Raw genomic sequence first — 21,923 nt, forward strand, 5'->3', positions numbered from 1 at the left:
GTAGGGTTATGATTTCAGGCATTTTAGCATCCCCGGGTATCGCTTTCGGCAAAGCACTGCTGCTGAAAGAAGACGAGATCGTCATCGACCGGAAAAAAATTTCTGCCGACAAGGTTGATCAGGAAGTTGAACGTTTTCTGAGCGGTCGTGCCAAGGCATCTGCGCAACTGGAAGCGATCAAAACTAAAGCTGGCGAAACTTTCGGTGAAGAAAAAGAAGCCATCTTCGAAGGGCACATCATGCTGCTCGAAGATGAGGAGCTGGAGCAGGAAATCATAGCCCTGATTAAAGATAAAGGCATGACGGCCGACGCGGCTGCGCATGAAGTTATCGAAGGTCAGGCAACTGCCCTGGAAGAGCTGGATGATGAATACCTGAAAGAGCGTGCGGCTGACGTACGTGACATCGGTAAGCGCCTGCTGCGCAACATCCTGGGCCTGGCCATTATCGACCTGAGCGCGATTCAGGATGAAGTGATCCTGGTTGCCGCTGACCTCACCCCGTCTGAAACCGCACAGCTGAACCTGAAAAAGGTTCTCGGTTTCATCACCGACGCGGGTGGCCGTACCTCCCACACCTCAATCATGGCGCGTTCTCTGGAACTGCCTGCCATCGTGGGCACCGGTAGCGTCACCTCTCAGGTGAAAAACGGCGACTATCTGATTCTGGATGCCGTAAACAATCTGGTTTACGTCAACCCAACTAACGAAGAGATCGAAAAACTGCGCGCGGTTCAGGAGCAGGTTGCGACTGAAAAAGCGGAACTCGCTAAGCTGAAAGACCTGCCAGCCATCACCCTGGACGGCCATCAGGTAGAAGTGTGCGCAAACATCGGTACCGTACGCGACGTTGATGGCGCTGAGCGCAACGGTGCGGAAGGTGTTGGTCTCTATCGTACAGAATTCCTGTTCATGGACCGCGACGCGCTGCCTACGGAAGAAGAGCAGTTTGCTGCGTATAAAGCCGTCGCAGAAGCGTGTGGCTCACAGGCGGTTATCGTCCGTACCATGGACATCGGTGGCGACAAAGAGCTGCCGTACATGAACTTCCCGAAAGAAGAGAACCCGTTCCTGGGCTGGCGTGCCGTGCGTATCGCGATGGATCGTAAAGAGATCCTGCGTGACCAGGTTCGCGCTATCCTGCGTGCCTCCGCTTTCGGTAAGCTGCGCATCATGTTCCCGATGATCATCTCTGTTGAAGAAGTGCGTGCACTGAAGAAAGAGATCGAAATCTACAAACAGGAACTGCGCGACGAAGGTAAAGCATTTGACGAGTCAATTGAGATCGGCGTGATGGTGGAAACACCAGCGGCGGCGACCATTGCGCGTCATTTAGCCAAAGAAGTTGATTTCTTTAGTATCGGCACCAATGATTTAACGCAGTACACCCTGGCAGTTGACCGTGGTAATGATATGATTTCACATCTCTACCAGCCAATGTCACCGTCCGTACTGAACTTGATCAAGCAAGTTATTGATGCTTCTCATGCAGAAGGTAAATGGACTGGCATGTGTGGTGAGCTTGCAGGCGACGAACGTGCTACACTTCTGTTGCTGGGTATGGGTCTGGACGAATTCTCTATGAGCGCCATTTCCATCCCGCGCATTAAGAAGATTATCCGTAACACGAACTTCGAAGATGCGAAGGTGTTAGCAGAGCAGGCTCTTGCTCAACCGACAACGGACGAGTTAATGACGCTGGTTAACAAGTTCATTGAAGAAAAAACAATCTGCTAATCCACGAGATGCGGCCCAAATTACTGCTTAGGAGAAGATCATGGGTTTGTTCGATAAACTGAAATCTCTGGTTTCTGATGATAAGAAAGACTCCGGAACTATTGAGATTGTTGCTCCGCTCTCCGGCGAGATCGTCAACATCGAAGACGTGCCGGATGTAGTGTTTGCTGAGAAAATCGTTGGTGATGGCATTGCTATCAAACCAACTGGCAACAAAATGGTTGCTCCAGTTGACGGCACCATCGGTAAAATTTTTGAAACCAACCATGCGTTCTCTATCGAATCTGATAGCGGTATCGAACTGTTCGTTCACTTCGGTATCGACACCGTTGAACTGAAAGGCGAAGGCTTCAAGCGTATCGCGGAAGAAGGCCAGCGTGTTAAAGTTGGCGACCCGGTGATTGAATTCGATCTGCCACTGCTGGAAGAAAAAGCCAAGTCTACCCTGACGCCGGTTGTTATCTCCAACATGGACGAAATCAAAGAACTGATCAAACTGTCTGGCAGCGTCACCGTGGGCGAAACCCCGGTTATCCGCATCAAGAAGTAATTCTTGCCGCACAGAAAAATGGCGCCTTCCGGCGCCATTTTTGTTTATACAGGGAGGATAAGCTCGTCGTAGCCTTTCGACTGGGTATAAAGCATCACATCAGTCACCCGATCGCCGGCCATGCGAATGGCATCAGCAACGGTTTTCCCCTCAACAATTCCGCTCACCAGTTCTGAACAGAACAGATCCCCCGTCCCTTTCAGATCGGTTTCTACGCGCGGATGCGCGCTGACGGTCACGCCCTCACGCGTCACCAGCACCACGTGGATGTTTTGCGGGTCATCGGTCACCGGCGCGCTGGTGATCGCTACCCATTTCAGAGTGTCAGAAAGCAACCCCTGCGCGGCGGCAATAGCGCTTTCCGGCGTCCGGCACGGCTTACCGCTTAACACTTCCAGCTCATAGACGTTTGGCGTAATCCCCTGCGCCAGCGGCAGCAGGTGTTCCCGGTACGCTTCCGGGATATCCGGCTTCACGTACATTCCGCTGTCGATATCGCCGATAACCGGGTCGACCAGCACCAGCAGGTCAGGATGCTGCGCTTTGACCGCTTTCAGCCACTGCGCCAGCAGCGCGATCTGGCTGGCGCTGCCCATATAGCCGGTAGTGACCGCTTTAAGCTCGCGCAGGATCTCGCGCTCTTCCAGCGCCTTCAGGTAGCCGCTGAACCACTCGTCGGGGATCACCCCGCCGTAGAAGGTGTCGTAGTGCGGCGTGTTGCTAAACAGCACCGTCGGCACGGCGGTCACGTTTAGCCTGTGGGTACGAATGTTCGGCACAGCAATGCTGTTCCCCACGCTGCCGTAAACCACCTGCGACTGCACCGCGACAATGTCGGTTTGCTGCGCCCGGGTGTTATCCCGGAATAGAATCATCTCCATGACGCTTAAATCCCCGCCCCCTGCGAATAACTCTCTTCACCAAAGACGCCGGTAGACAAATAGCGATCGCCGCGGTCGCAAATTATCGCCACCACGACCGCACCGGGATTTGCCTGCGCCACGCGCAACGCCCCCGCTACCGCGCCCCCCGAGCTGACCCCGCAGAAGATGCCTTCACGCACGGCCAGTTCACGCATGGTATTCTCCGCCTCGCGCTGATGAATATCCAGCACCCGATCCACCAGCTGCGCATTAAAGATGCCTGGCATATACTCCGCAGGCCAGCGGCGAATGCCCGGAATACTACTCCCCTCTTCCGGCTGCAGGCCAACGATGGTGACCGGTTTCTCCTGCTCGCGCAAAAAACGCGACACGCCGGTAATGGTGCCGGTGGTGCCCATGCTGGAGACAAAATGGGTGATGCGCCCGCCGGTTTGCTGCCAGATTTCCGGCCCGGTGGTGGTGTAGTGCGCGTACGGGTTGTCCGGGTTATTGAACTGATCGAGCAGTTTACCTTCGCCGCGCTCGGCCATCGCTAACGCTAAGTCTCGCGCCCCTTCCATCCCCTGCTCTTTGGTTACCAGAATCAGCTCGGCCCCGTAGGCACGCATCGCGGCGCGGCGCTCCTGGCTCATGTTGTCCGGCATCAGCAGCTTCATGCGGTAGCCTTTCAGCGCCGCAATCATTGCCAGCGCGATACCGGTGTTGCCGCTGGTGGCTTCAATCAGCACATCGCCTGGCTTAATTTCACCGCGTTTCTCGGCCTGGACAATCATCGACAGCGCCGCGCGGTCTTTCACCGACCCTGCCGGGTTATTGCCTTCGAGTTTGACCCAGATTTCGCTGCCGTTGGCACATCCCATGCGCTGAAGCTTGACCAGAGGGGTGTTGCCGATGGTGTGTTCGAGTGTATTCACGATTTTTACTCAATAAAAAGCCCGGTAAGCATCACGCCACCGGGCGAAAAACATACTCAATAACCTATCAGGCTGACTCCGCCAGAGCAATATCCTCGCGCGTCTCAATGCGCTCCTTACCGTGATAGATGCGCGCATGCTGCAGCCCGACAAACAGGCGCTCACCCCGGTGCGGCGGGACGTCGTCGCGCATGACCACGGTCAGCGGCTCGGTATACCAGCCCAGCGGCTGTACCACCAATTGGGTGTAGTGACCTTTAGGGCTAGCTTCCAGCACCTGCACCGGCAGCGGGGAATCCAGGCTGGTGCGGCGGCTGACGTCCACTTCCCACGGGCGCAGGAACAGATCGACCGGCCCCTGATGCGCGGAGGTGTAGCCCAGCGGCCAGCGGTGCGCGCCCACGTGGAACTGACCGCCGCGAATGGTGCCCTGCAGTCGGTTCACCTCGCCCATAAACTCCAGCACGAAGCGGGTCGCCGGCTCGCGCCAGAGCTGTTCCGGCTCGTCAACCTGCTCGATGTTGCCCTGGCTCATGACCACCACGCGGTCCGCGACTTCCATTGCCTCTTCCTGATCGTGGGTCACGAAGACGCTGGTGAATTTCAGCTCTTCATGCAGCTGGCGCAGCCAGCGACGCAGCTCTTTGCGCACCTGCGCATCCAGCGCGCCGAAGGGTTCATCCAGCAGCAGTATTTGCGGCTCAACGGCCAGCGCGCGCGCCAGCGCCACGCGCTGCTTCTGACCGCCGGAAAGCTGCGCCGGGAAACGGTCCGCCAGATGCGCCAGCTGCACCATCTCCAGCAGTTTGGTTACTTTCGCCTTAATGGTTGCTGCATCCGGGCGTTCACGACGCGGCAGCACCGTCAGGCCAAAGGCGATATTGTCGAAAACGGTCATGTGACGGAACAGCGCGTAATGCTGGAAGACAAAGCCGACTTTACGATCGCGGGCGTGCAGGCGGCTCACGTCGGTGCCGTGGAAGCGGATGTGCCCGCTGGTCTGATGCTCAAGCCCGGCGATGATCCGCAGCAGCGTCGTTTTGCCCGAGCCAGACGGCCCCAGCAGCGCCACCATTTGTCCGGAAGGGATATCCAGTGAGATATCATTCAGCACCTGGGTGCGACCAAAAGACTTCTTAATATTGGCAATCTCAATGCTCATGATTTCCCTCCTGATGCTGACGTTTTTCCTGATTCTCTAAACGCCACTGCACCACACTCTTCAAAAACAGGGTCAAAATCGCCATCAGCGTCAGCAACGCTGCGGCAGTAAAGGAACCGACGGTGTTGTAGTCCTGTTCCAGTAATTCAATCTGTAGCGGCAGTGACAGCGTTTCACCGCGAATCGAGCCGGATACCACCGACACCGCACCAAACTCACCGATGGCGCGGGCGTTGGTCAGCACCACGCCGTAAAGCAGCGCCCAGCGGATATTCGGCAACGTCACGCGGCGGAACATCTGCCAGCCGGATGCGCCAAGCAGAACGGCCGCTTCGTCTTCATTGCTGCCCTGGCTTAACATCACCGGCACCAGCTCACGCACCACGAACGGACAGGTCACGAAGATCGTCACCAGCACCATGCCCGGCCAGGCGAACATGATCTGCAGGTTATGTTCATCCAGCCAGCCGCCCAGCGGGCCGTTGGAGCCGTAAAAGAGCAAGTAAACCAGACCGGCAACAACAGGCGACACGGCAAACGGAATATCCAGCAGGGTCAGCAGCAGCTGACGTCCCGGGAAGTTAAAGCGCGTCACCAGCCAGGCCAGCAGCGTACCGAAGACCAGGTTCACCGGCACGGTGATCAGGGCAATCAGCACCGTCAGCCAGATGGCGTGCAGCATGTCCGGGTTCGCCAGGTTCTCCAGCGCGGGCATCAGCCCCTTGCTGAACGCCTGGACGAAGATATAAATCGTCGGCACGACGAGAATGAGGGCGGAAACCAGCACGCCCACGCCAATCAGAAACCATTTACCCCAGTTGATGCGGGGCGCATCGTATCGCTTCAATTGCGTAACTTCCGCCATCAGTGACCTACCACACGTCGACCAAAGCGACTTTGCAGAGTGTTTATCGAATACAGCAGCAACAGCGAGGCCGCGAGGATCACCGAGGCAATTGCGCTCGCCGCCGGATAATCAAACTCCTGCAGGCGGATGAAAATCATCAGCGAGGTGACTTCCGTTTTCCAGGCGATGTTCCCGGCGATAAAAATCACCGCGCCGAACTCACCCAGACTGCGGGTAAAGGACAGCGCGACGCCCGCCATCAGCGCCGGAGAGAGCTCCGGCAGAACCACTTTGCGGAAGCTCTGCCAGCGCGTGGCGCCCAGCGTTTCCGCCGCTTCTTCGTATTCCGGACCCAGCTCTTCCAGTACCGGCTGCACGGTACGCACCACAAACGGGATGCTGGTAAAGGCCATCGCCACCGCGATCCCGAGCCAGGTATAGGTCACCTTGATGTCAAATTTCGCCAGCCACTCGCCGTACAGCCCGTTCACGGAGAAGAGCGACGCGAGGGTTAAGCCCGCAACCGCCGTCGGCAGCGCAAACGGCAGATCCATCAGGGCATCAAGCAGCGTGCGTCCCGGGAAGCGATAGCGGGTTAAGATCCACGCCATCAGCAGGCCAAACACGCCGTTAAAAATGGAGGCAACAAACGCCGACAGCAGCGTCACCTTATAGGCCGCCACCACCTGCGGGTTGGTGACCACGTCCCAGTACTGCGCCCAGCTCATCTCAGAGAGCTGCATCACCAGCGCGCTGAGCGGCAACAGCAGGATCAGGCAGACGAACAGCAGGCTGGTCCCGAGGCTTAAGGTAAAGCCCGGCAGCACGCGTTTAGTCGAGACTGCAAACATTACTTACGCCCCGCCGCCAGCAGTTTGTCTAACTCACCGCCGCTGGCAAAGTGCGTTTTCATCACCTCAGGCCAGGAGCCGAAATGATCTTCCACGCGGAACAGCGCGGTCTGCGGGAATTTGTCCTTCAGTTTGTTCATTACGTCGGGGTTGTTCACGCGGTAGTAGTAATCGGTGATGATGGCCTGCGCCTGCGGGCTGTACAGGTAGTTGAGATAGGCTTTTGCCGCTTTCTCGGTGCCGTTCGCCTGCACGTTTTTATCCACCCACGCCACCGGGAATTCAGCCAGGATGTTGGTTTTCGGAATAACCACCTCGAAGCCCTGCGCTTCGTACTGCTTGCGAATGTTGTTCACTTCGGATTCAAAGCTGATCAGCACGTCGCCCAGACCACGCTCGGCGAAGGTCGTGGTCGCGCCGCGGCCGCCGGTATCAAACACTTCGACGTTTTTCAGGAACTGGGTCATGAACTGCTCGGTCTTCGCTTTATCCTTACCGTCAGCCTTGTCTGCCGCGCCCCACGCGGCTAAATAGGTGTAGCGCGCGTTACCTGAAGTTTTTGGGTTCGGGAAAATCAGCTTCACGTCGGAACGCACCAGGTCGCTCCAGTCGTGGATGTTCTTCGGGTTGCCCTTACGCACCAGGAAGCCCATAGTGGAGTAGAACGGCGAGCTATTGTTTGGCAAGCGGCTCTGCCAGTCAGCCGGGAGCAGTTTGCCCTTGTCGTGCAGGATCTGCACGTCAGTCACCTGGTTGTAGGTCACGACATCTGCTTTCAGCCCCTGCAAAATCGCCAGCGCCTGCTTGGATGAACCGGCGTGGGACTGCTTGATGGTCAGCTTATCCCCATTGTTTTCTTTCGCCCACTGCTGCTCGAACGGTGGGTTAAGGGCGGCAAACAGCTCGCGGGAGACATCATACGAGCTGTTCAGCAGCTCGGTCGCCTGCGCCTGGGCCACCAGCAGTAAACCTGCCAGCGCCAGAGTTCCTTTTTTCAGTACAGTAACGGCCATTGCGCACCCTTATAAATGTGATGACTATCTTATAGTGATAATATTTATAACGGGGATGAAAGGAGTAACGGTTTTATATACCGTTTGGTGATTTACAAGCAGAAAAGGGAATAAGGGTGCGGGGAAAATTGCCGGGTGGCGCTAACGCTTACCCGGCCTACGTATGGGGAGCGTTTTACAGCGCCAGCAGGCGCTCAACGGACGGCGCAAAATAGTAGCCGCCGGTTACCGGGCGGGTGAAGCGCAGCATGGCGTCGCGCTTGCCGTCAGTGTCACCGAACATGCTCAGCAGCTGTTGCTCAATATTGTGCAGCCGCGCGCAGTAGGCGCAGAAGTAGAGGCCGTGCGTGCCGCTTGCCGTGCCGTACGGCAGGCTCTGACGAACAATTTTGAGCCCCTTGCCGTCTTCCTTAAGGTCAACGCGGGACAGGTGCGAGGTCACCGGGCGCGCATCGCCGTCGATCTCTTCGTTGGCTTCTTTGGTGCGGCCAATCATCATCTCCTGGTCGTGCACGCTCATGCGGTTAAGCTGCTTGAGGTTGTGCTCCCAGCGCTGGACGAACACGTAGCTGCCGCCCGCGTCCACGCCGTCTTTGATGACCGCCACATCGCGACGAACCTCTTCACCCGCCGGGTTTTCGGTGCCGTCAACGAAGCCGCTCAGATCGCGCTCTTCCACCCAGCGGAAGCCGTGAACCTCTTCCTGCACGTCGATGCTGTCGCCAAACGCTTCAACCGCCGCCTGAGCAACGGAGAAGTTCACGTCGTGGCGCAGAGAGAGGATGTGGATCAGCACGTCGTATTGGGTGGCTGGCGCCAGGCCTTTGCCGTAAGGGATAAAGTCCTTCAGCTCTTCCGCGCCTTCGCCGCCGCTCAGCTGACGCCAGACGTTATTGCCGAAAGCGACAACGGCACCCAGATGGGCGTCCGGGAATTTGGCCTGGAAGGTGGCCAGTTTATCAACGAAAACTTTGCTGGCCGCGCGCAGGGCATCCACGTCCCCTTTAACATTGGCTTCAATCCAAATCGCCGCGCGGCAATGTTCTGGCAAAATGCCACTCTGAACCTGAGACATCGCTCCTCCTGAAATAAAGATGCCACGTCAGCGTGGCATTGATGGCGGCTATTATACCCGGATTTCAGCGAGGCGGTTTGTTCAGGCGCAAATTACTGCTTCCAGAGTATTTTGCTCACTTTCCAGCTCTTCAGCGTGTCGTCAGAGGGCATCAATCCTTCCGGACCGCTCCAGGTTCCGGTGAAGACATAGCTGATGTGCTGGCTGCCTTCCGCCTTACATTCCACCGCCACGCCATCGTCTGAAGGGGCGCTGCTGCAGTTGCCAAAGGCCTGTTTATAAAGATCGCTAAACGGGGTGCCCACCTTTACGCCGCTTGCGGTCGGAATATCTTCGTCCAGCACGGCAATGCGGTTCACCGTCCCTTTATCACCGTTAATCACCAGCGCCAGCTTGTCGCCCTTTAGCGCTTCAAAGTAACGTACAATGTTGCCATTCTCGGTTTTCATCCCGCTACGCAGGCGATAGTCACTGCTCAGGGCATCCTGAATAGCGTCCTGATCGAGCGCCGTTGACGCGGTAATTTTTCCCACGCCCTGCTCGGTCACTTCAGTGGAAGAGCCAAACCAGTTCCACGGATACGCGGCGGACCAGTTAATGGAGGAGAGCGTCGAACAGCCGGTTAACGCCAGCGGGAGAGCGCATAAAAGTAAACGCAGCGATTTCATTGAAACGTCCTTTCTAATTAAATCAACGCTTGTTGGAGTGCGGCATCGGCAAAAAGTGCCGCGCTAATCTGACTCTTGCGTAAAACAGGCGCGTAAGCGGGGATTCGTCAGCAGCCACATCAGCGCCACAATATCCGCCACCACCAGCGCGATGCCAATACCGGAAAGCGGTTCACCCAGCCACCAGAGCACGGGTTGCCAGAACAGCAGCGCGATCTGGGCGAGGATCAGCAGCCAGCGAAGCGCACGCCACAGACGCGGGATTACATGCCGTCGACCGCTGCACAAAAAAGCCACCACCGCCGGTACGCCCGGCAGTAAGCCAAGCCAGAAGGCATCGTGGTCGGGATAAAAGAGATTCAGCAGCGTATCGCCCTGCCCGCGCGACGCACCGGCCATTACAAACAGTACCCAGGTACGGGCCTGGAGGAGCAAAACGCACCAGAACAAAAACGGCAGCCTGACGCGGCCCTGCGCGTCATAGTCAGCCGGGTGGATCTCAGTACTCTTCATCTTCGATCAGGCGCTTACCCAGCGTCAGCACGTCGGCGTGCTCGTAGCCCAGACGCTCATACATGCCCAGCACCACGTCGTTATCTTCCCGCACCATGATCTGGATTTTCGGGCAGCCGCGGGCGATGAGTTTCTTTTCCAGACGATTGAGCAGCGCGTTGGCGATGCCACGCGCCCGATATTCCGGGTGGACGCCCAGATAATAGGCCGAGCCGCGGTGGCCGTCATACCCCCCCATTACCGTCCCGACCACCTCGCCGTTCACTTCCGCGACCAGAAACAGGCTAACGTCGTGATTCACCTTACGTTCGATATCCATTTCCGGATCGTTCCACGGACGCAGCAGATCGCAGCGCTCCCAAAGGGTGATCACCTCTTCGAAATCTTCCTGGCGAAAAACGCGTATCTCCATGGTATTAACCGCCTTTTCGGGTTTAAAAACAGTGATTATGGCGTGAACGGGGCGTTTAGCCAATAACCGGGGAAAATCTCGCCAAAATTTGGCATAATGTCACTTTGTCACGTATTGAAATGAAAAGTAAAACAATTCTCAATAAGGACTGTCGTAACGGGAAACACGATACGATATAACACCAGGACCCCATTTTTCAGTATTCAGGCCGCATGAGCACATTCAAACCATTAAAAGCACTCACATCGCGTCGTCAGGTTCTCAAAGCGGGGCTGGCGGCCTTAACGTTAACGGGCATCGCTAAGCAGGCTCAGGCAAAAGACGAGAGCACGCTCAAAACCAGTAACGGACACAGCAAACCGAAAACCAAAAAGCCGGGCGCAAAGCGTCTGGTGATGCTCGATCCGGGCCACGGCGGTATTGATACCGGCGCCATTGGCCGAAACGGTTCGAAAGAAAAACACGTCGTGCTGGCAATTGCAAAAAATGTGCGATCGATTTTACGCAGCAACGGCATTGACGCCCGCCTCACGCGCACGGGCGACACGTTCATTCCACTGTACGACCGCGTGGAAATTGCCCACAAGCACGGCGCCGACCTGTTTATGTCCATTCATGCGGATGGCTTCACAAACCCTTCCGCCGCGGGCGCGTCGGTGTTTGCCCTCTCCAACCGCGGCGCCAGTAGCGCTATGGCGAAATACCTTTCCGATCGCGAAAACCGGGCGGATGAAGTAGCCGGGAAGAAGGCCACGGATAAAGATCATCTCTTGCAGCAGGTTCTGTTCGATCTCGTGCAAACGGACACCATCAAAAACAGCCTGACGCTCGGCTCGCATATCCTCAAGCGGATTAAGCCGGTGCACCGTCTGCACAGTAAAAGCACCGAACAGGCGGCGTTTGTGGTGCTGAAGTCACCGTCCATCCCGTCCGTGCTGGTGGAAACGTCCTTTATTACCAATCCGGAAGAAGAGCGCCTGCTCGGCACCACGGCGTTTCGCCAGAAGATAGCCAACGCCATCGCCTCCGGCATTATCAGTTACTTCAACTGGTTCGATAACCAGAAAGCGCACTCCAGGAAACGCTGATGAAACCTAATGCACAGCTGGTCAAAACGTTCCTGCTGCAGCTGCAGGATGAGATTTGCCAGAAACTGGCCGCCGCAGACGGCGGTGAATTCCAGGAAGATAGCTGGCAGCGTGAAGCGGGCGGCGGCGGGCGCAGCCGCGTGCTGCGTAACGGCGGCATCTTCGAACAGGCGGGCGTGAATTTTTCCCACGTTCACGGCGACGCCATGCCCGCGTCCGCTACCGCGCACCGCCCTGAGCTGGCGGGCCGCAGCTTCGAAGCGATGGGCGTCTCGCTGGTGATCCACCCGCATAACCCGTTTGTTCCGACCAGCCACGCCAACGTGCGCTTTTTCATCGCGGAGAAGCCAGGAGCCGATCCGGTCTGGTGGTTTGGCGGCGGTTTCGACATGACGCCCTACTACGGCTTCGAAGAGGATGCCGTGCACTGGCATACCACCGCGCGGGACCTTTGCCTGCCGTTTGGCGAGGACGTCTACCCGAAATTTAAAAAGTGGTGCGACGATTATTTTTACCTGAAGCACCGCGACGAGCAGCGCGGCATCGGCGGGCTGTTCTTTGACGATCTCAACACGCCGGATTTTGATACGGCATTTAGCTTTATGCGCGCGGTGGGCGAAGGGTTCACCGACGCGTACCTGCCGATTGTCGAACGCCGTAAAAACACCGACTACGGCGTGCGCGAGCGTGAGTTCCAGCTTTATCGTCGCGGGCGGTACGTGGAGTTCAACCTGGTGTGGGATCGCGGGACGCTGTTCGGCCTGCAGACTGGCGGACGCACGGAGTCGATTCTGATGTCGATGCCGCCGCTGGTGCGCTGGGAGTACAGCTACGAGCCAAAAGAAGGCAGCCCGGAGGCTGCCTTGAGTGAGTTCCTTAAAGTACGCGACTGGATTTAACTGCCGGATGGCGCTGCGCTTATCCGGCCTACTCAATCCCCAGGTCGGGTAAGCACACGCGCCCTTACAGCGGCTGCGTCTGCGCCTCAACCACCGCCAGCGCCACCATATTCACGATACGGCGCACGGAGGCAATCGGCGTTAACACGTGCACCGGTTTTGCCACGCCCATCAGCACCGGTCCTACGGTCACCCCTTCAGAGCTGGAGACGCGCAGCAGGTTGTAGCTGATACGCGCCGCTTCCACGTTCGGCATAATCAGGATGTTCGCCGATCCCTTCAGCGGGCTGTCCGGCATACGTTCGTTGCGGATGCTCTCCACCAGCGCGGCATCACCATGCATTTCCCCGTCAATCATCAGCTCCGGCGCACGCTCGCGCACCAGTTCCAGAGTCTGGCGCATTTTGCACGCCGCCGCGGATTTGGACGAACCAAAGTTTGAGTGCGACAGCAGCGCCACCTTAGGCTCGATACCAAAGCGACGCACGGTCTCGGCGGCCATCACGGTGATCTCCGCCAGCTCGTCCGGGGTTGGATCGTCGTTCACGTAGGTATCGGCAATAAAGGTGTTGCCGCTCGGCAGCAGCAGCGCGTTCATCGCCCCGGCGGTGTGCACGCCGTCGCGATAGCCGAAGATCTCCTGCACCACGCTGAAATGCTCGTGGTAATCGCCGATGGTGCCGCAGATCAGCGCATCTGCCTCGCCGCGATGGACCATGATCGCGCCGATGACCGTAGTATTGCTGATCACCGCCCGCTGCGCCTGTTCCTGGGTGATCCCGCGACGCTTCATGATCGCGTAATATTCGTTCCAGTACTCCTTGAAGCGCGGATCGGATTCGTTGTTAACGATCTCGAAGTCGACGCCCGGTTTAATCTGCAGGCCCAGCTTCTGAATTCGCATCTCGATCACGCTCGGACGACCAATCAGGATCGGCTTCGCCAGCCCTAAGGTGATAAGCTCCTGCGTGGCGTGCAGCACGCGCGCCTCTTCCCCTTCCGCCAGCACCACGCGCTTCGCGTCTGCGCGAGCCTGAGAGAAGATCGGCTTCATAAACAGGTTAGTTTTGTAGACGAACTCGGTGAGCTTATCGACGTACGCGTCGAAATCCTGAATCGGACGCGTCGCCACGCCGGAGTCCATCGCCGCTTTGGCAACGGCTGGCGCAATTTTGACAATCAGGCGCGGATCGAACGGTTTTGGAATGATGTAGTCCGGGCCAAAGCTCAGATCCTGATCCCCATACGCGGAGGCGACCACTTCGCTCTGCTCAGCGTGCGCCAGCTCGGCGATGGCGTGAACGGCGGCAAGCTTCATCTCTTCGTTGATCGCCGTTGCGCCAACGTCCAGCGCCCCGCGGAAGATGAACGGGAAGCAGAGCACGTTGTTCACCTGGTTCGGGTAGTCCGAACGGCCGGTACAGATAATGGCGTCTTCGCGCACCGCTTTCGCCAGCGGCGGCAGGATTTCCGGTTCCGGGTTCGCCAGCGCCAGGATCATCGGTGCGCGCGCCATTTTCTGCACCATTTCCTGGGTCAGTACTTTCGGGCCTGAACAGCCGAGGAAGATATCCGCGCCGTCAATCACGTCCTCAAGCGTGCGCTTGCCGTCATCTTCCACGGCATACGCCGCTTTGGTTTCCGCCATGTTCGGCTCGCGGTCTTTGTAGATCACGCCCTTAGAGTCGCAGACCACGATATTGTGTTTCTGCATGCCCAGCGCCACCAGCAGGTTCATACAGGCGATGGCCGCCGCGCCCGCACCGGAGACCACCATGCGCACGTCGGAGAGATTTTTCTCCACCACGCGCAGGCCGTTGAGAATGGCAGCGGTACTGATAATCGCCGTGCCGTGCTGGTCGTCATGGAACACGGGAATGTTCATACGCTCGCGCAACTTCTGCTCGATATAGAAACATTCCGGCGCTTTGATGTCTTCCAGGTTGATCCCGCCGAAGGTCGGCTCCAGCGCGGCCACCACGTTAATGAACTTATCGGGATCGAGTTCGTCCACTTCGATATCGAACACGTCGATACCGGCGAATTTCTTGAACAGGACGCCCTTCCCTTCCATCACCGGTTTACCGGCCAGGGCACCAATGTTGCCCAGGCCCAGCACCGCCGTACCGTTAGAGATAACGGCGACAAGGTTGCCGCGCGCGGTGTATTTGTAGGCCGCCAGCGGATCTTTTTCGATCTCCAGACACGGCGCAGCCACGCCCGGCGAGTAGGCCAGCGCCAGATCGCGCTGGGTCGCCAGCGGCTTGGTTGGGGAGACCTGAATTTTACCGGGGACAGGGAACTCGTGAAAATCGAGGGCACTCTGTTTTAACTGATCGTCCATCTTGTTATTCCTTTTACGTATCGGTCAGATAGTATCGCCGCTGAGCAGAGCATAAACTTTGAAGGCTGCCAAACTCTCACCATCACACATTAAAAATTGTTATCAATTTATAACAGCCATGTTACCCGTCTCAAAAGCAATGCCTGCCCCGTCTGCTATGCTTTTTTGTTAAGTCCATCATGATTTTCTCAGAAGTGTGAACTAACGCACTCATCTAACTCTTTTATTTCCAAGGAGTAATTATTTATGAACCAGCTAGACGGCATCAAACAATTCACCACCGTGGTTGCAGACAGCGGCGACATCGAGTCGATTCGCCACTATCAGCCAGAGGACGCGACCACCAACCCTTCGCTGCTTCTGAAAGCGGCGGGGCTTGCCCATTTTAGCCATCTGATTGACGACGCGATTGCCTACGGTAAACAGCGCGGGAAAACGCAGGAGCAGCAGGTTGCTGAAGCCAGCGACAAGCTGGCGGTTAATTTTGGTGCGGAAATTCTGAAAAGCATTCCGGGGCGCGTGTCGACCGAAGTGGATGCCCGCCTCTCATTCGATCAGGAAAAGAGTATTAACAAAGCGCGCCGCCTGGTGGAGCTCTACCAGGAACAGGGGATCGATAAGTCACGCATTCTGATCAAGCTCGCGTCCACATGGGAAGGCATCCGCGCGGCAGAGGTTCTGGAAAAAGAGGGGATCCACTGCAACCTGACGCTGCTGTTCTCCTTTGCCCAGGCGCGCGCCTGTGCCGAAGCGGGCGTATTCCTGATCTCGCCGTTTGTCGGGCGCATCTACGACTGGTATCAGGCGAAACAGCCGATGGACCCGTACGTGGTGGAAGAGGATCCGGGCGTGAAGTCGGTGCGTAATATCTACGATTATTACAAGCAACACCGCTACGAGACCATTGTGATGGGGGCCAGCTTCCGCCGCACCGAGCAGATCCTGGCGCTCGCAGGGTGTGACCGTCTGACCATCTCCCCTGACCTGCTGAAAAAGCTGCAGGAGAGCGACGAAACGGTGATCCGCAAGCTGGTGCCGACCTCTACCGTCCTGCCAAAACCGAAAGCCATGACCGAAGCGGAGTTCCGCTGGGAGCATAATCAGGACCCTATGGCCGTGGAAAAACTGGCGGACGGCATCCGCCAGTTCGCCGTCGACCAGCGAAAACTCGAAGATCTTCTCGCCGCCAAACTTTAACCTTGCCACGGAGTGAACTATGTCCCGTAAAGAGCTCGCCAACGCCATTCGCGCCCTCAGCATGGATGCCGTACAAAAAGCCAATTCCGGCCACCCTGGCGCCCCGATGGGGATGGCCGATATTGCCGAAGTGCTGTGGAACGACTTCCTGAAGCACAACCCCACTGACCCGACCTGGTACGACCGCGACCGTTTTATTCTCTCCAACGGTCACGCCTCGATGCTGCTCTACAGCCTGCTGCACCTTTCCGGCTATGACCTGCCGCTTGAGGAGTTAAAAAACTTCCGCCAGCTGCACTCCAAAACGCCGGGCCACCCGGAGATCGGCTATACGCCGGGCGTGGAAACGACCACCGGCCCGCTGGGCCAGGGGCTGGCGAATGCCGTCGGCCTGGCAATTGCCGAGCGTACGCTGGCCGCGCAGTTCAACCAGCCCGACCACGAGATTGTCGATCACTACACCTACGTCTTTATGGGTGACGGCTGCCTGATGGAGGGGATCTCCCACGAGGTCTGCTCGCTGGCGGGCACGCTGGGGCTCGGCAAGCTGATTGGCTTCTATGACCACAACGGCATCTCCATCGACGGTGAAACCGAGGGCTGGTTTACCGACGACACGGCAAAACGCTTTGAGGCCTATCACTGGCATGTGGTGCACGAGATTGACGGCCACGATCCGGAAGCGGTAAAAAAAGCGATTCAGGAAGCGCAGAGCGTGAAGGACAAACCGTCCCTGATTATCTGCCGTACCACCATTGGCTTCGGCTCGCCGAACAAAGCGGGCAAAGAAGAGGCGCACGGCGCGGCGCTGGGCGAAGAGGAAGTGGCGTTAACCCGCCAGAAACTGGGCTGGAAATATCCGCCGTTTGAGATCCCGAAAGAGATCTACAGAGCATGGGACGCGCGCGAAGCGGGTGAAAAAGCGCAGCAGGCCTGGAACGAAAAATTTGCCGCCTACAAAAAAGCGCACCCGGAGCTGGCCGCCGAGTTTTCCCGCCGCATGAGCGGTGGCCTGCCGGAAGACTGGGACGATAAAACCCAGGCGCTGATTGAAAATCTGCAGTCCAACCCGGCGAAAATCGCTACCCGTAAGGCGTCGCAAAATACCCTGAACGCGATTGGCCCTCTCCTGCCTGAGCTGCTCGGCGGCTCAGCGGATCTGGCACCAAGCAACCTGACCATCTGGTCAGGCTCTAAATCCCTGAAGGAAGACATTGCCGGGAACTACATCCACTACGGCGTGCGCGAGTTCGGGATGACCGCGATTGCTAACGGCATCGCCCATCACGGCGGCTTCGTGCCTTACACCGCCACCTTCCTGATGTTCGTCGAGTACGCCCGAAACGCAGCGCGTATGGCGGCGCTGATGAAGGCCCGGCAGATCATGGTCTACACCCACGACTCCATCGGGCTGGGTGAGGATGGCCCAACGCACCAGGCGGTAGAGCAGCTGGCAAGCCTGCGCCTGACGCCAAACTTCAGCACCTGGCGTCCGTGCGATCAGGTGGAAGCGGCGGTGGGCTGGAAGCTGGCCGTTGAGCGTCATAACGGGCCCACGGCGCTGATCCTGTCGCGCCAGAACCTGGCGCAGATCGAGCGCACGCCGGAGCAGGTAAAAAACATCGCCCGCGGCGGGTACATCCTGAAAGACAGCGGCGGCAAGCCGGACGTGATCCTGATTGCCACCGGTTCCGAGGTGGAAATCACGGTGAAAGCGGCGGAGAAGCTGACCGCCGAAGGTCACGCGGTGCGCGTGGTATCCCTGCCTTCTACGGATATTTTTGATGCGCAGGACGAGGCGTATCGGGAATCGGTGCTGCCTTCCAGCGTTGCGGCGCGCGTGGCGGTGGAAGCGGGTATTGCCGACTACTGGTATAAGTACGTGGGGCTGAAAGGGGCAATTGTGGGCATGCGGGGTTACGGTGAATCCGCTCCTGCCGACAAGCTGTTCCCGTATTTCGGCTTTACCGTTGAGAACGTGGTGGAGAAAGCGCTGAGCGTGTTGTAGTGCGACAGCGCCATCCGGCAAAACTAGCGAGTGATCCACAGCGTGGGCCAGGCGTCTGGCCCATTCCAGCTATCACAGCTTGGCTCTTCCGCGTAGCGCACCAGGCGGAAGCGCTGGCCATCAAAACGCCAGCGCGTCTGGATCCCGCAGTCTCCAATACCGCGTCCCAGCGCCAGCGTCGTCAACTCGCGCGTTTTCTCATCGAAGCGGGCGTTCATCAGCTCCATGTCGCTGCTCTGGCTGGAGGGGGTGAACGGCAGACGTAACCTGACGCTACGGGCGGCGAACGGTTTTTTACGCGAGACCTGCCACGCCAGATCGACCGTGTTATAGGCCCCCGCTTCACAGCTGACGATCAACAGCGCTTTGTCATCCGTTAATGCAGTGACGCGTACTTCACGACGGTTAGGATCCAGCGAGCACTGACTGTTGTTCATCCGCCACGTCCCATAATCCAGCAGATCGTTCAGCTCGCTATGCGTCAGCGGCGTCGGCGTCGGGTTCACCACGGCCACCTTTTTTAATGCCGGTGCAGGAGGCACGCTCAGCGGCGGGCTATCCCCTTTTTTAATCCATGCCGTTTCGCTGCCAACGCGCTTCTGCTGGGCGTCGATAAACAGCAGAGCCGCCTTCAGACCGACCAGCGAGATCGTCTGCTTCCCCCCGCGCAGGGTCAGCGCCTGCCCTTCCTGAATGGTTTTCAGAAACGTGGTGATGGTACCCGCATCGTCAGTTTTGAGATGCCAGGGGGTTAACTGCCAGTGCTGCGAATTGAGCTTTAACGGAACGTTGTCGAGCAGCAGGCGCGGGGCAATGTCAGGCTCTTTAACCGGCGGGGCCGAAAGCCCGCCGAGATCGATGCGCAGGCTGGCGTCCGTTTTCGCGCCTGCGCTACGGCTCAGCGTCATGACCAGACCGCGATGCTCGCCGGTATTCCGGGCAACACAAAAATTCTGGTTATTGCAGGTAACCTGCCAGTCTGAAAAAGACTGCTGCGCGGGCGCAGCCCACACCAGAGGCGCGGGTAGCACGCAGAAAAAGAAGAGAAGCAAAACGCAGTAGCGCATGAATGGCACAGCCCCGGAAACGAAAAGGTCAATCTGGGGCGTATCTTCGTGCCCAGGGCGGGCGGGCTCAATCGGATTTATCGGATAGATTTATCTGAAATACACGTTATCACGACATCGGTTTAGGGTTCATTAAGCCGCTGGTTTGCAGATACTGTAACAGGATCACCGCTTTACCGTCGCGGATCTCGCCGCTTTTCACCATCTCAACGGCCTGAGTGAAAGGCATTTCCAGCACTTCAATGTCTTCATCCTCCACGCCGCCGCCGCGATGCGTGCGCTGGGCATCGGTGTATTCCGCAATGAAGAAATGGACCAGCTCGGTCACCCCGCCAGGGGACATGAAAAGCTCAAAGACTTTTTGCACCTCCCCCACTTCAAAACCGGTCTCCTCAACGGCCTCCTTGCGGATGCAGACTTCCGGCTCATCGTCATCAAGCAGGCCGGCGCAGGTTTCAATCAGGCGCCCGTCCTCATTGCCGTTGACCCAGGTCGCGACCCGAAACTGGCGAATCAGCACCACGCTTTGCTTTTCACGGTTATACAGCAGAATGGTTGCGCCATTGCCCCGGTCGTAGACTTCGCGTTTGTGGCGAATCACGTCACCGTTCTTACGGGTTAAATCGTAAGTGATGTTACGCAGGACAAAGTAATTTTCAGAAAGGATTTTGTCTTTGATAACGGTAATGTTCAGGGACATACGGGCTCCACGGCTAAATGAGTCTGTTTATACTACCCCGTGAAGCCCGCTTTGTCGTCCGTCGGCTCAAACGGCGCGTTACTTCTCGCCAGATTTCAGGTTAATGCCCAAAGCGGCTTTTGGATCAATAACCTTATCTTTAGTATGAATAAGCTATTTGCTCGCTACTGCGTTATCAGGCAATGTACAACTGCCCATGACCTGTGGCTGAGCCATTTTATGCAGAGATCCGTTCCGTGACCGTTAAACGCCCCGTTTCCGGAAGCCTTGCCTGGGCTTTCTTTTCGATCATTGCCCTGTCCGTGCTGACCAGCACCGTCGCGCTGCTGACGCTTGCCAGCAGCCAGCGTGACGCCGAAGCTATCAACATTGCGGGCTCGCTGCGCATGCAGAGCTACCGCCTCGGCTACGAGATGCAGCGCAACAGCCCCTCCCTTATGGCGCATCGTGAGAACTGGCAGCGAACGTTAAGCGCGCCTTCCCTGGAGAAGCTGAACCGCTGGTACGTCCCGGACAACGTCAAGGCGCGCTATCAGCAGCTGCATGTGGCCTGGCTGGACATGGACAAGCACATCGCCCGCGGCGACAGCGCATGGTATGACGCTCACATTGAGGATTTTGTCGGCCGCATTGATGCCTTTGTGCTCGCCCTCCAGCACTACACCGAAAATAAAATCCAGACGGTGACCCTCCTCTCTCTGGCTGGCGCGCTCGGGATCCTGCTGCTGACGCTGTTTACCCTGCGGCGCATCCGTCGCCAGGTGGTGTTGCCGCTGAACAACCTGGTGGCCGCCAGCGAACGCATTGAGCGAGGGGAATTTACCACCCCGGCGCCGGACACCGCGCTCCCCAACGAGCTGGGCCAGCTCTCCCGCGCCTTCAACCATATGTCGGGCGAGCTACATACTCTCTATCGGTCGCTCGAAGCCTCCGTCGCGGAAAAGACGCGGCATTTGCATGAAGCCCACCAGCAGCTCGACATGCTGTTCAAATGCTCCCAGGCGCTGAATACCGGGCAGATAGACAGCCTGTGCTTCCGGCATATTTTGCAGATTGTGCATGAATACACGCAGATGAATTACCTGGAGCTACGCACCAGCGACGACTGGCGGCTGTGTGAAGGAACAGAGGTGAGCGGCATTTCTCTGCAAACCCTGCCGGTGCTGATGCAGGATACCCTCTACGGCGAGCTGCGCTGGCAAAGCGAGACGGGCAGCGTTCCTCTTCCGCTGATGAGAAGCGTGGCGACCATGCTCGGACGTGGGCTGTACTTTAACCAGGCGCAGAAGCATTACCAGCAGCTGCTGCTGATGGAGGAGCGCGCCACCATCGCCCGCGAGCTGCATGATTCGCTGGCGCAGGTACTCTCCTATCTGCGGATCCAGCTCACGCTGCTTAAACACGCCGTGCCGGCGGAAAATGCCTCCGCGCAGACGATCATCACCGACTTCTCCCGCGAGCTGAACAACGCCTGGCAGCAGCTGCGCGAGCTGCTGACAACCTTCCGCCTGACGCTAAACCATGCGAATTTACCCGCGGCGCTGCAGGAGTCCCTCGATGCCCTGCAGAGCCAGACGCAGGCGAAGCTGCACCTCGACTGCCGCCTCTCCACCCTGGCGCTTGACGCGCAGAAGCAAGTGCATTTGCTACAGATCGTGCGGGAGGCCGTCCTGAATGCGATTAAGCACGCGCAGGCCAGCGAGATCACCGTCAGCTGCGTGACCGCCGTGGACGGCACGCACAGCGTCAGCATTCGCGACAACGGCATCGGGATTGGCGAGGCCAGCGAGCCGCCGGGACACTACGGGTTGAACATTATGCGAGAACGCGCGCAACGGCTCGGCGGAATGCTGCACTTCTCGCAGCCGCAAAACGGCGGCACGCAGGTCAGCGTGACGTTCCCCGCACCCACGCCGTTAACAGGTAAATAACGGTAAAGGGGGAAGCGCCGGGAAAAGCGCATGATAATTTACATTATCTCCTTTATTTCTCCAC

20 protein-coding genes are annotated in these 21,923 nt (G+C 57.8%); 7 read left to right on the top strand and 13 right to left on the bottom strand.

Features of this window, described 5'->3' with window-relative positions; genetic code table 11:
- The first annotated feature begins 8 nt into the window (after window positions 1–8).
- Window positions 9–1,736: a phosphoenolpyruvate-protein phosphotransferase PtsI gene (ptsI, locus tag ACTJI7_RS10375; protein WP_008501604.1), complete on the top strand. Its 1,728-nt coding sequence runs from the start codon at window positions 9–11 to the stop codon at window positions 1,734–1,736.
- Between the two features lie 40 nt (window positions 1,737–1,776).
- A complete protein-coding gene (crr, locus tag ACTJI7_RS10380; protein ID WP_003861316.1) occupies window positions 1,777–2,286 on the top strand; it encodes a PTS glucose transporter subunit IIA in 510 nt (169 codons plus the stop codon).
- 44 nt (window positions 2,287–2,330) lie between these two features.
- On the opposite strand, the gene pdxK is transcribed toward crr, so the two are convergent.
- The 10 genes from pdxK to ACTJI7_RS10430 form a co-directional block, all read right to left on the bottom strand.
- Window positions 2,331–3,167 carry a pyridoxine/pyridoxal/pyridoxamine kinase gene (pdxK, locus tag ACTJI7_RS10385; RefSeq protein WP_440670114.1) on the bottom strand — a complete coding sequence of 279 codons (837 nt, stop codon included), beginning with the start codon at window positions 3,165–3,167 and terminating at the stop codon, window positions 2,331–2,333.
- A 5-nt stretch (window positions 3,168–3,172) separates the two neighbouring features.
- Window positions 3,173–4,084, bottom strand: coding sequence for a cysteine synthase CysM (gene cysM / locus ACTJI7_RS10390; RefSeq protein ID WP_028013998.1), 912 nt, complete (start codon window positions 4,082–4,084; stop codon window positions 3,173–3,175).
- Between the two features lie 67 nt (window positions 4,085–4,151).
- On the bottom strand, window positions 4,152–5,246 hold the full coding sequence (cysA, locus tag ACTJI7_RS10395) for a sulfate/thiosulfate ABC transporter ATP-binding protein CysA (RefSeq protein ID WP_008501607.1): 1,095 nt from the start codon (window positions 5,244–5,246) through the stop codon (window positions 4,152–4,154).
- Window positions 5,236–6,111 carry a sulfate/thiosulfate ABC transporter permease CysW gene (gene cysW, locus ACTJI7_RS10400; RefSeq protein WP_028014000.1) on the bottom strand — a complete coding sequence of 292 codons (876 nt, stop codon included), beginning with the start codon at window positions 6,109–6,111 and terminating at the stop codon, window positions 5,236–5,238. Before cysW ends, cysA begins: the two co-directional genes overlap by 11 nt.
- The gene (gene cysT / locus ACTJI7_RS10405) at window positions 6,111–6,944 is read right to left on the bottom strand and encodes a sulfate/thiosulfate ABC transporter permease CysT (protein WP_028014001.1); all 834 of its coding nucleotides are present in this window, start codon (window positions 6,942–6,944) and stop codon (window positions 6,111–6,113) included. The genes cysW and cysT overlap by 1 nt, the downstream gene beginning before the upstream one ends.
- Window positions 6,944–7,957: a sulfate ABC transporter substrate-binding protein gene (locus tag ACTJI7_RS10410; RefSeq protein WP_047368059.1), complete on the bottom strand. Its 1,014-nt coding sequence runs from the start codon at window positions 7,955–7,957 to the stop codon at window positions 6,944–6,946. The genes cysT and ACTJI7_RS10410 overlap by 1 nt, the downstream gene beginning before the upstream one ends.
- 175 nt (window positions 7,958–8,132) lie before the next feature.
- A complete protein-coding gene (locus tag ACTJI7_RS10415; RefSeq protein ID WP_047368060.1) occupies window positions 8,133–9,032 on the bottom strand; it encodes a Dyp-type peroxidase in 900 nt (299 codons plus the stop codon).
- Between the two features lie 92 nt (window positions 9,033–9,124).
- Window positions 9,125–9,700: an RpoE-regulated lipoprotein gene (locus tag ACTJI7_RS10420; protein ID WP_048957147.1), complete on the bottom strand. Its 576-nt coding sequence runs from the start codon at window positions 9,698–9,700 to the stop codon at window positions 9,125–9,127.
- Window positions 9,701–9,763: 63 nt separating this feature from the next.
- Window positions 9,764–10,213, bottom strand: a complete 450-nt coding sequence (locus ACTJI7_RS10425; RefSeq protein WP_041908792.1) for a DUF2919 domain-containing protein — start codon at window positions 10,211–10,213, stop codon at window positions 9,764–9,766.
- Window positions 10,200–10,625 (bottom strand): GNAT family acetyltransferase, encoded by a 426-nt coding sequence (locus ACTJI7_RS10430; protein WP_003861292.1) that lies wholly within the window; start codon window positions 10,623–10,625, stop codon window positions 10,200–10,202. Before ACTJI7_RS10430 ends, ACTJI7_RS10425 begins: the two co-directional genes overlap by 14 nt.
- Before the next feature lie 212 nt (window positions 10,626–10,837).
- On the opposite strand from ACTJI7_RS10430, the gene amiA reads away from it, so the two are divergent.
- A complete protein-coding gene (gene amiA, locus ACTJI7_RS10435; protein ID WP_028014006.1) occupies window positions 10,838–11,713 on the top strand; it encodes an N-acetylmuramoyl-L-alanine amidase AmiA in 876 nt (291 codons plus the stop codon).
- Complete coding sequence (gene hemF, locus ACTJI7_RS10440) at window positions 11,713–12,612, top strand: oxygen-dependent coproporphyrinogen oxidase (protein ID WP_045261157.1); 900 nt, start codon at window positions 11,713–11,715, stop codon at window positions 12,610–12,612. The genes amiA and hemF overlap by 1 nt, the downstream gene beginning before the upstream one ends.
- Before the next feature lie 64 nt (window positions 12,613–12,676).
- Here the strand turns inward: hemF and maeB are convergent, their stop codons facing one another.
- Complete coding sequence (maeB, locus tag ACTJI7_RS10445) at window positions 12,677–14,956, bottom strand: NADP-dependent oxaloacetate-decarboxylating malate dehydrogenase (protein ID WP_028014008.1); 2,280 nt, start codon at window positions 14,954–14,956, stop codon at window positions 12,677–12,679.
- Window positions 14,957–15,202: 246 nt separating this feature from the next.
- Here maeB and tal point away from each other — a divergent pair, with 246 nt between their 5' ends.
- Together tal and tkt are read left to right on the top strand one after the other, a co-directional pair.
- A complete protein-coding gene (gene tal, locus ACTJI7_RS10450; RefSeq protein WP_028014009.1) occupies window positions 15,203–16,153 on the top strand; it encodes a transaldolase in 951 nt (316 codons plus the stop codon).
- 19 nt (window positions 16,154–16,172) lie between these two features.
- The gene (gene tkt / locus ACTJI7_RS10455; RefSeq protein WP_028014010.1) at window positions 16,173–18,161 is read left to right on the top strand and encodes a transketolase; all 1,989 of its coding nucleotides are present in this window, start codon (window positions 16,173–16,175) and stop codon (window positions 18,159–18,161) included.
- Between the two features lie 23 nt (window positions 18,162–18,184).
- On the opposite strand, the gene ACTJI7_RS10460 is transcribed toward tkt, so the two are convergent.
- The gene (locus ACTJI7_RS10460; protein ID WP_041908786.1) at window positions 18,185–19,228 is read right to left on the bottom strand and encodes a DUF1176 domain-containing protein; all 1,044 of its coding nucleotides are present in this window, start codon (window positions 19,226–19,228) and stop codon (window positions 18,185–18,187) included.
- Between the two features lie 109 nt (window positions 19,229–19,337).
- Window positions 19,338–19,928: a GDP-mannose pyrophosphatase NudK gene (gene nudK, locus ACTJI7_RS10465; RefSeq protein WP_126327181.1), complete on the bottom strand. Its 591-nt coding sequence runs from the start codon at window positions 19,926–19,928 to the stop codon at window positions 19,338–19,340.
- A gap of 236 nt (window positions 19,929–20,164) precedes the next feature.
- Between nudK and narQ the strand changes: the two genes are divergently transcribed.
- Window positions 20,165–21,859 (top strand): nitrate/nitrite two-component system sensor histidine kinase NarQ, encoded by a 1,695-nt coding sequence (gene narQ, locus ACTJI7_RS10470; protein WP_126327182.1) that lies wholly within the window; start codon window positions 20,165–20,167, stop codon window positions 21,857–21,859.
- The last annotated feature ends 64 nt before the right edge of the window (window positions 21,860–21,923 follow it).

Source organism: Enterobacter sp. 22499 (assembly GCF_052044815.1).
GTDB lineage: Bacteria > Pseudomonadota > Gammaproteobacteria > Enterobacterales > Enterobacteriaceae > Enterobacter > Enterobacter bugandensis.

Excerpts from the sequence above, each read along its gene's own strand:
- pdxK (WP_440670114.1), bottom strand. The coding sequence starts at position 3,167 with ATGGAGATGATTCTATTCCGGGATAACACCCGGGCGCAGCAAACCGAC.
- crr (WP_003861316.1), top strand. The coding sequence starts at position 1,777 with ATGGGTTTGTTCGATAAACTGAAATCTCTGGTTTCTGATGATAAGAAA.
- nudK (WP_126327181.1), bottom strand. The coding sequence starts at position 19,928 with ATGTCCCTGAACATTACCGTTATCAAAGACAAAATCCTTTCTGAAAAT.
- amiA (WP_028014006.1), top strand. The coding sequence starts at position 10,838 with ATGAGCACATTCAAACCATTAAAAGCACTCACATCGCGTCGTCAGGTT.
- ACTJI7_RS10430 (WP_003861292.1), bottom strand. The coding sequence starts at position 10,625 with ATGGAGATACGCGTTTTTCGCCAGGAAGATTTCGAAGAGGTGATCACC.
- ACTJI7_RS10425 (WP_041908792.1), bottom strand. The coding sequence starts at position 10,213 with ATGAAGAGTACTGAGATCCACCCGGCTGACTATGACGCGCAGGGCCGC.
- ACTJI7_RS10420 (WP_048957147.1), bottom strand. The coding sequence starts at position 9,700 with ATGAAATCGCTGCGTTTACTTTTATGCGCTCTCCCGCTGGCGTTAACC.
- ACTJI7_RS10460 (WP_041908786.1), bottom strand. The coding sequence starts at position 19,228 with ATGCGCTACTGCGTTTTGCTTCTCTTCTTTTTCTGCGTGCTACCCGCG.
- ptsI (WP_008501604.1), top strand. The coding sequence starts at position 9 with ATGATTTCAGGCATTTTAGCATCCCCGGGTATCGCTTTCGGCAAAGCA.
- maeB (WP_028014008.1), bottom strand. The coding sequence starts at position 14,956 with ATGGACGATCAGTTAAAACAGAGTGCCCTCGATTTTCACGAGTTCCCT.
- cysA (WP_008501607.1), bottom strand. The coding sequence starts at position 5,246 with ATGAGCATTGAGATTGCCAATATTAAGAAGTCTTTTGGTCGCACCCAG.
- cysW (WP_028014000.1), bottom strand. The coding sequence starts at position 6,111 with ATGGCGGAAGTTACGCAATTGAAGCGATACGATGCGCCCCGCATCAAC.
- hemF (WP_045261157.1), top strand. The coding sequence starts at position 11,713 with ATGAAACCTAATGCACAGCTGGTCAAAACGTTCCTGCTGCAGCTGCAG.
- ACTJI7_RS10410 (WP_047368059.1), bottom strand. The coding sequence starts at position 7,957 with ATGGCCGTTACTGTACTGAAAAAAGGAACTCTGGCGCTGGCAGGTTTA.
- cysT (WP_028014001.1), bottom strand. The coding sequence starts at position 6,944 with ATGTTTGCAGTCTCGACTAAACGCGTGCTGCCGGGCTTTACCTTAAGC.
- ACTJI7_RS10415 (WP_047368060.1), bottom strand. The coding sequence starts at position 9,032 with ATGTCTCAGGTTCAGAGTGGCATTTTGCCAGAACATTGCCGCGCGGCG.
- tkt (WP_028014010.1), top strand. The coding sequence starts at position 16,173 with ATGTCCCGTAAAGAGCTCGCCAACGCCATTCGCGCCCTCAGCATGGAT.
- tal (WP_028014009.1), top strand. The coding sequence starts at position 15,203 with ATGAACCAGCTAGACGGCATCAAACAATTCACCACCGTGGTTGCAGAC.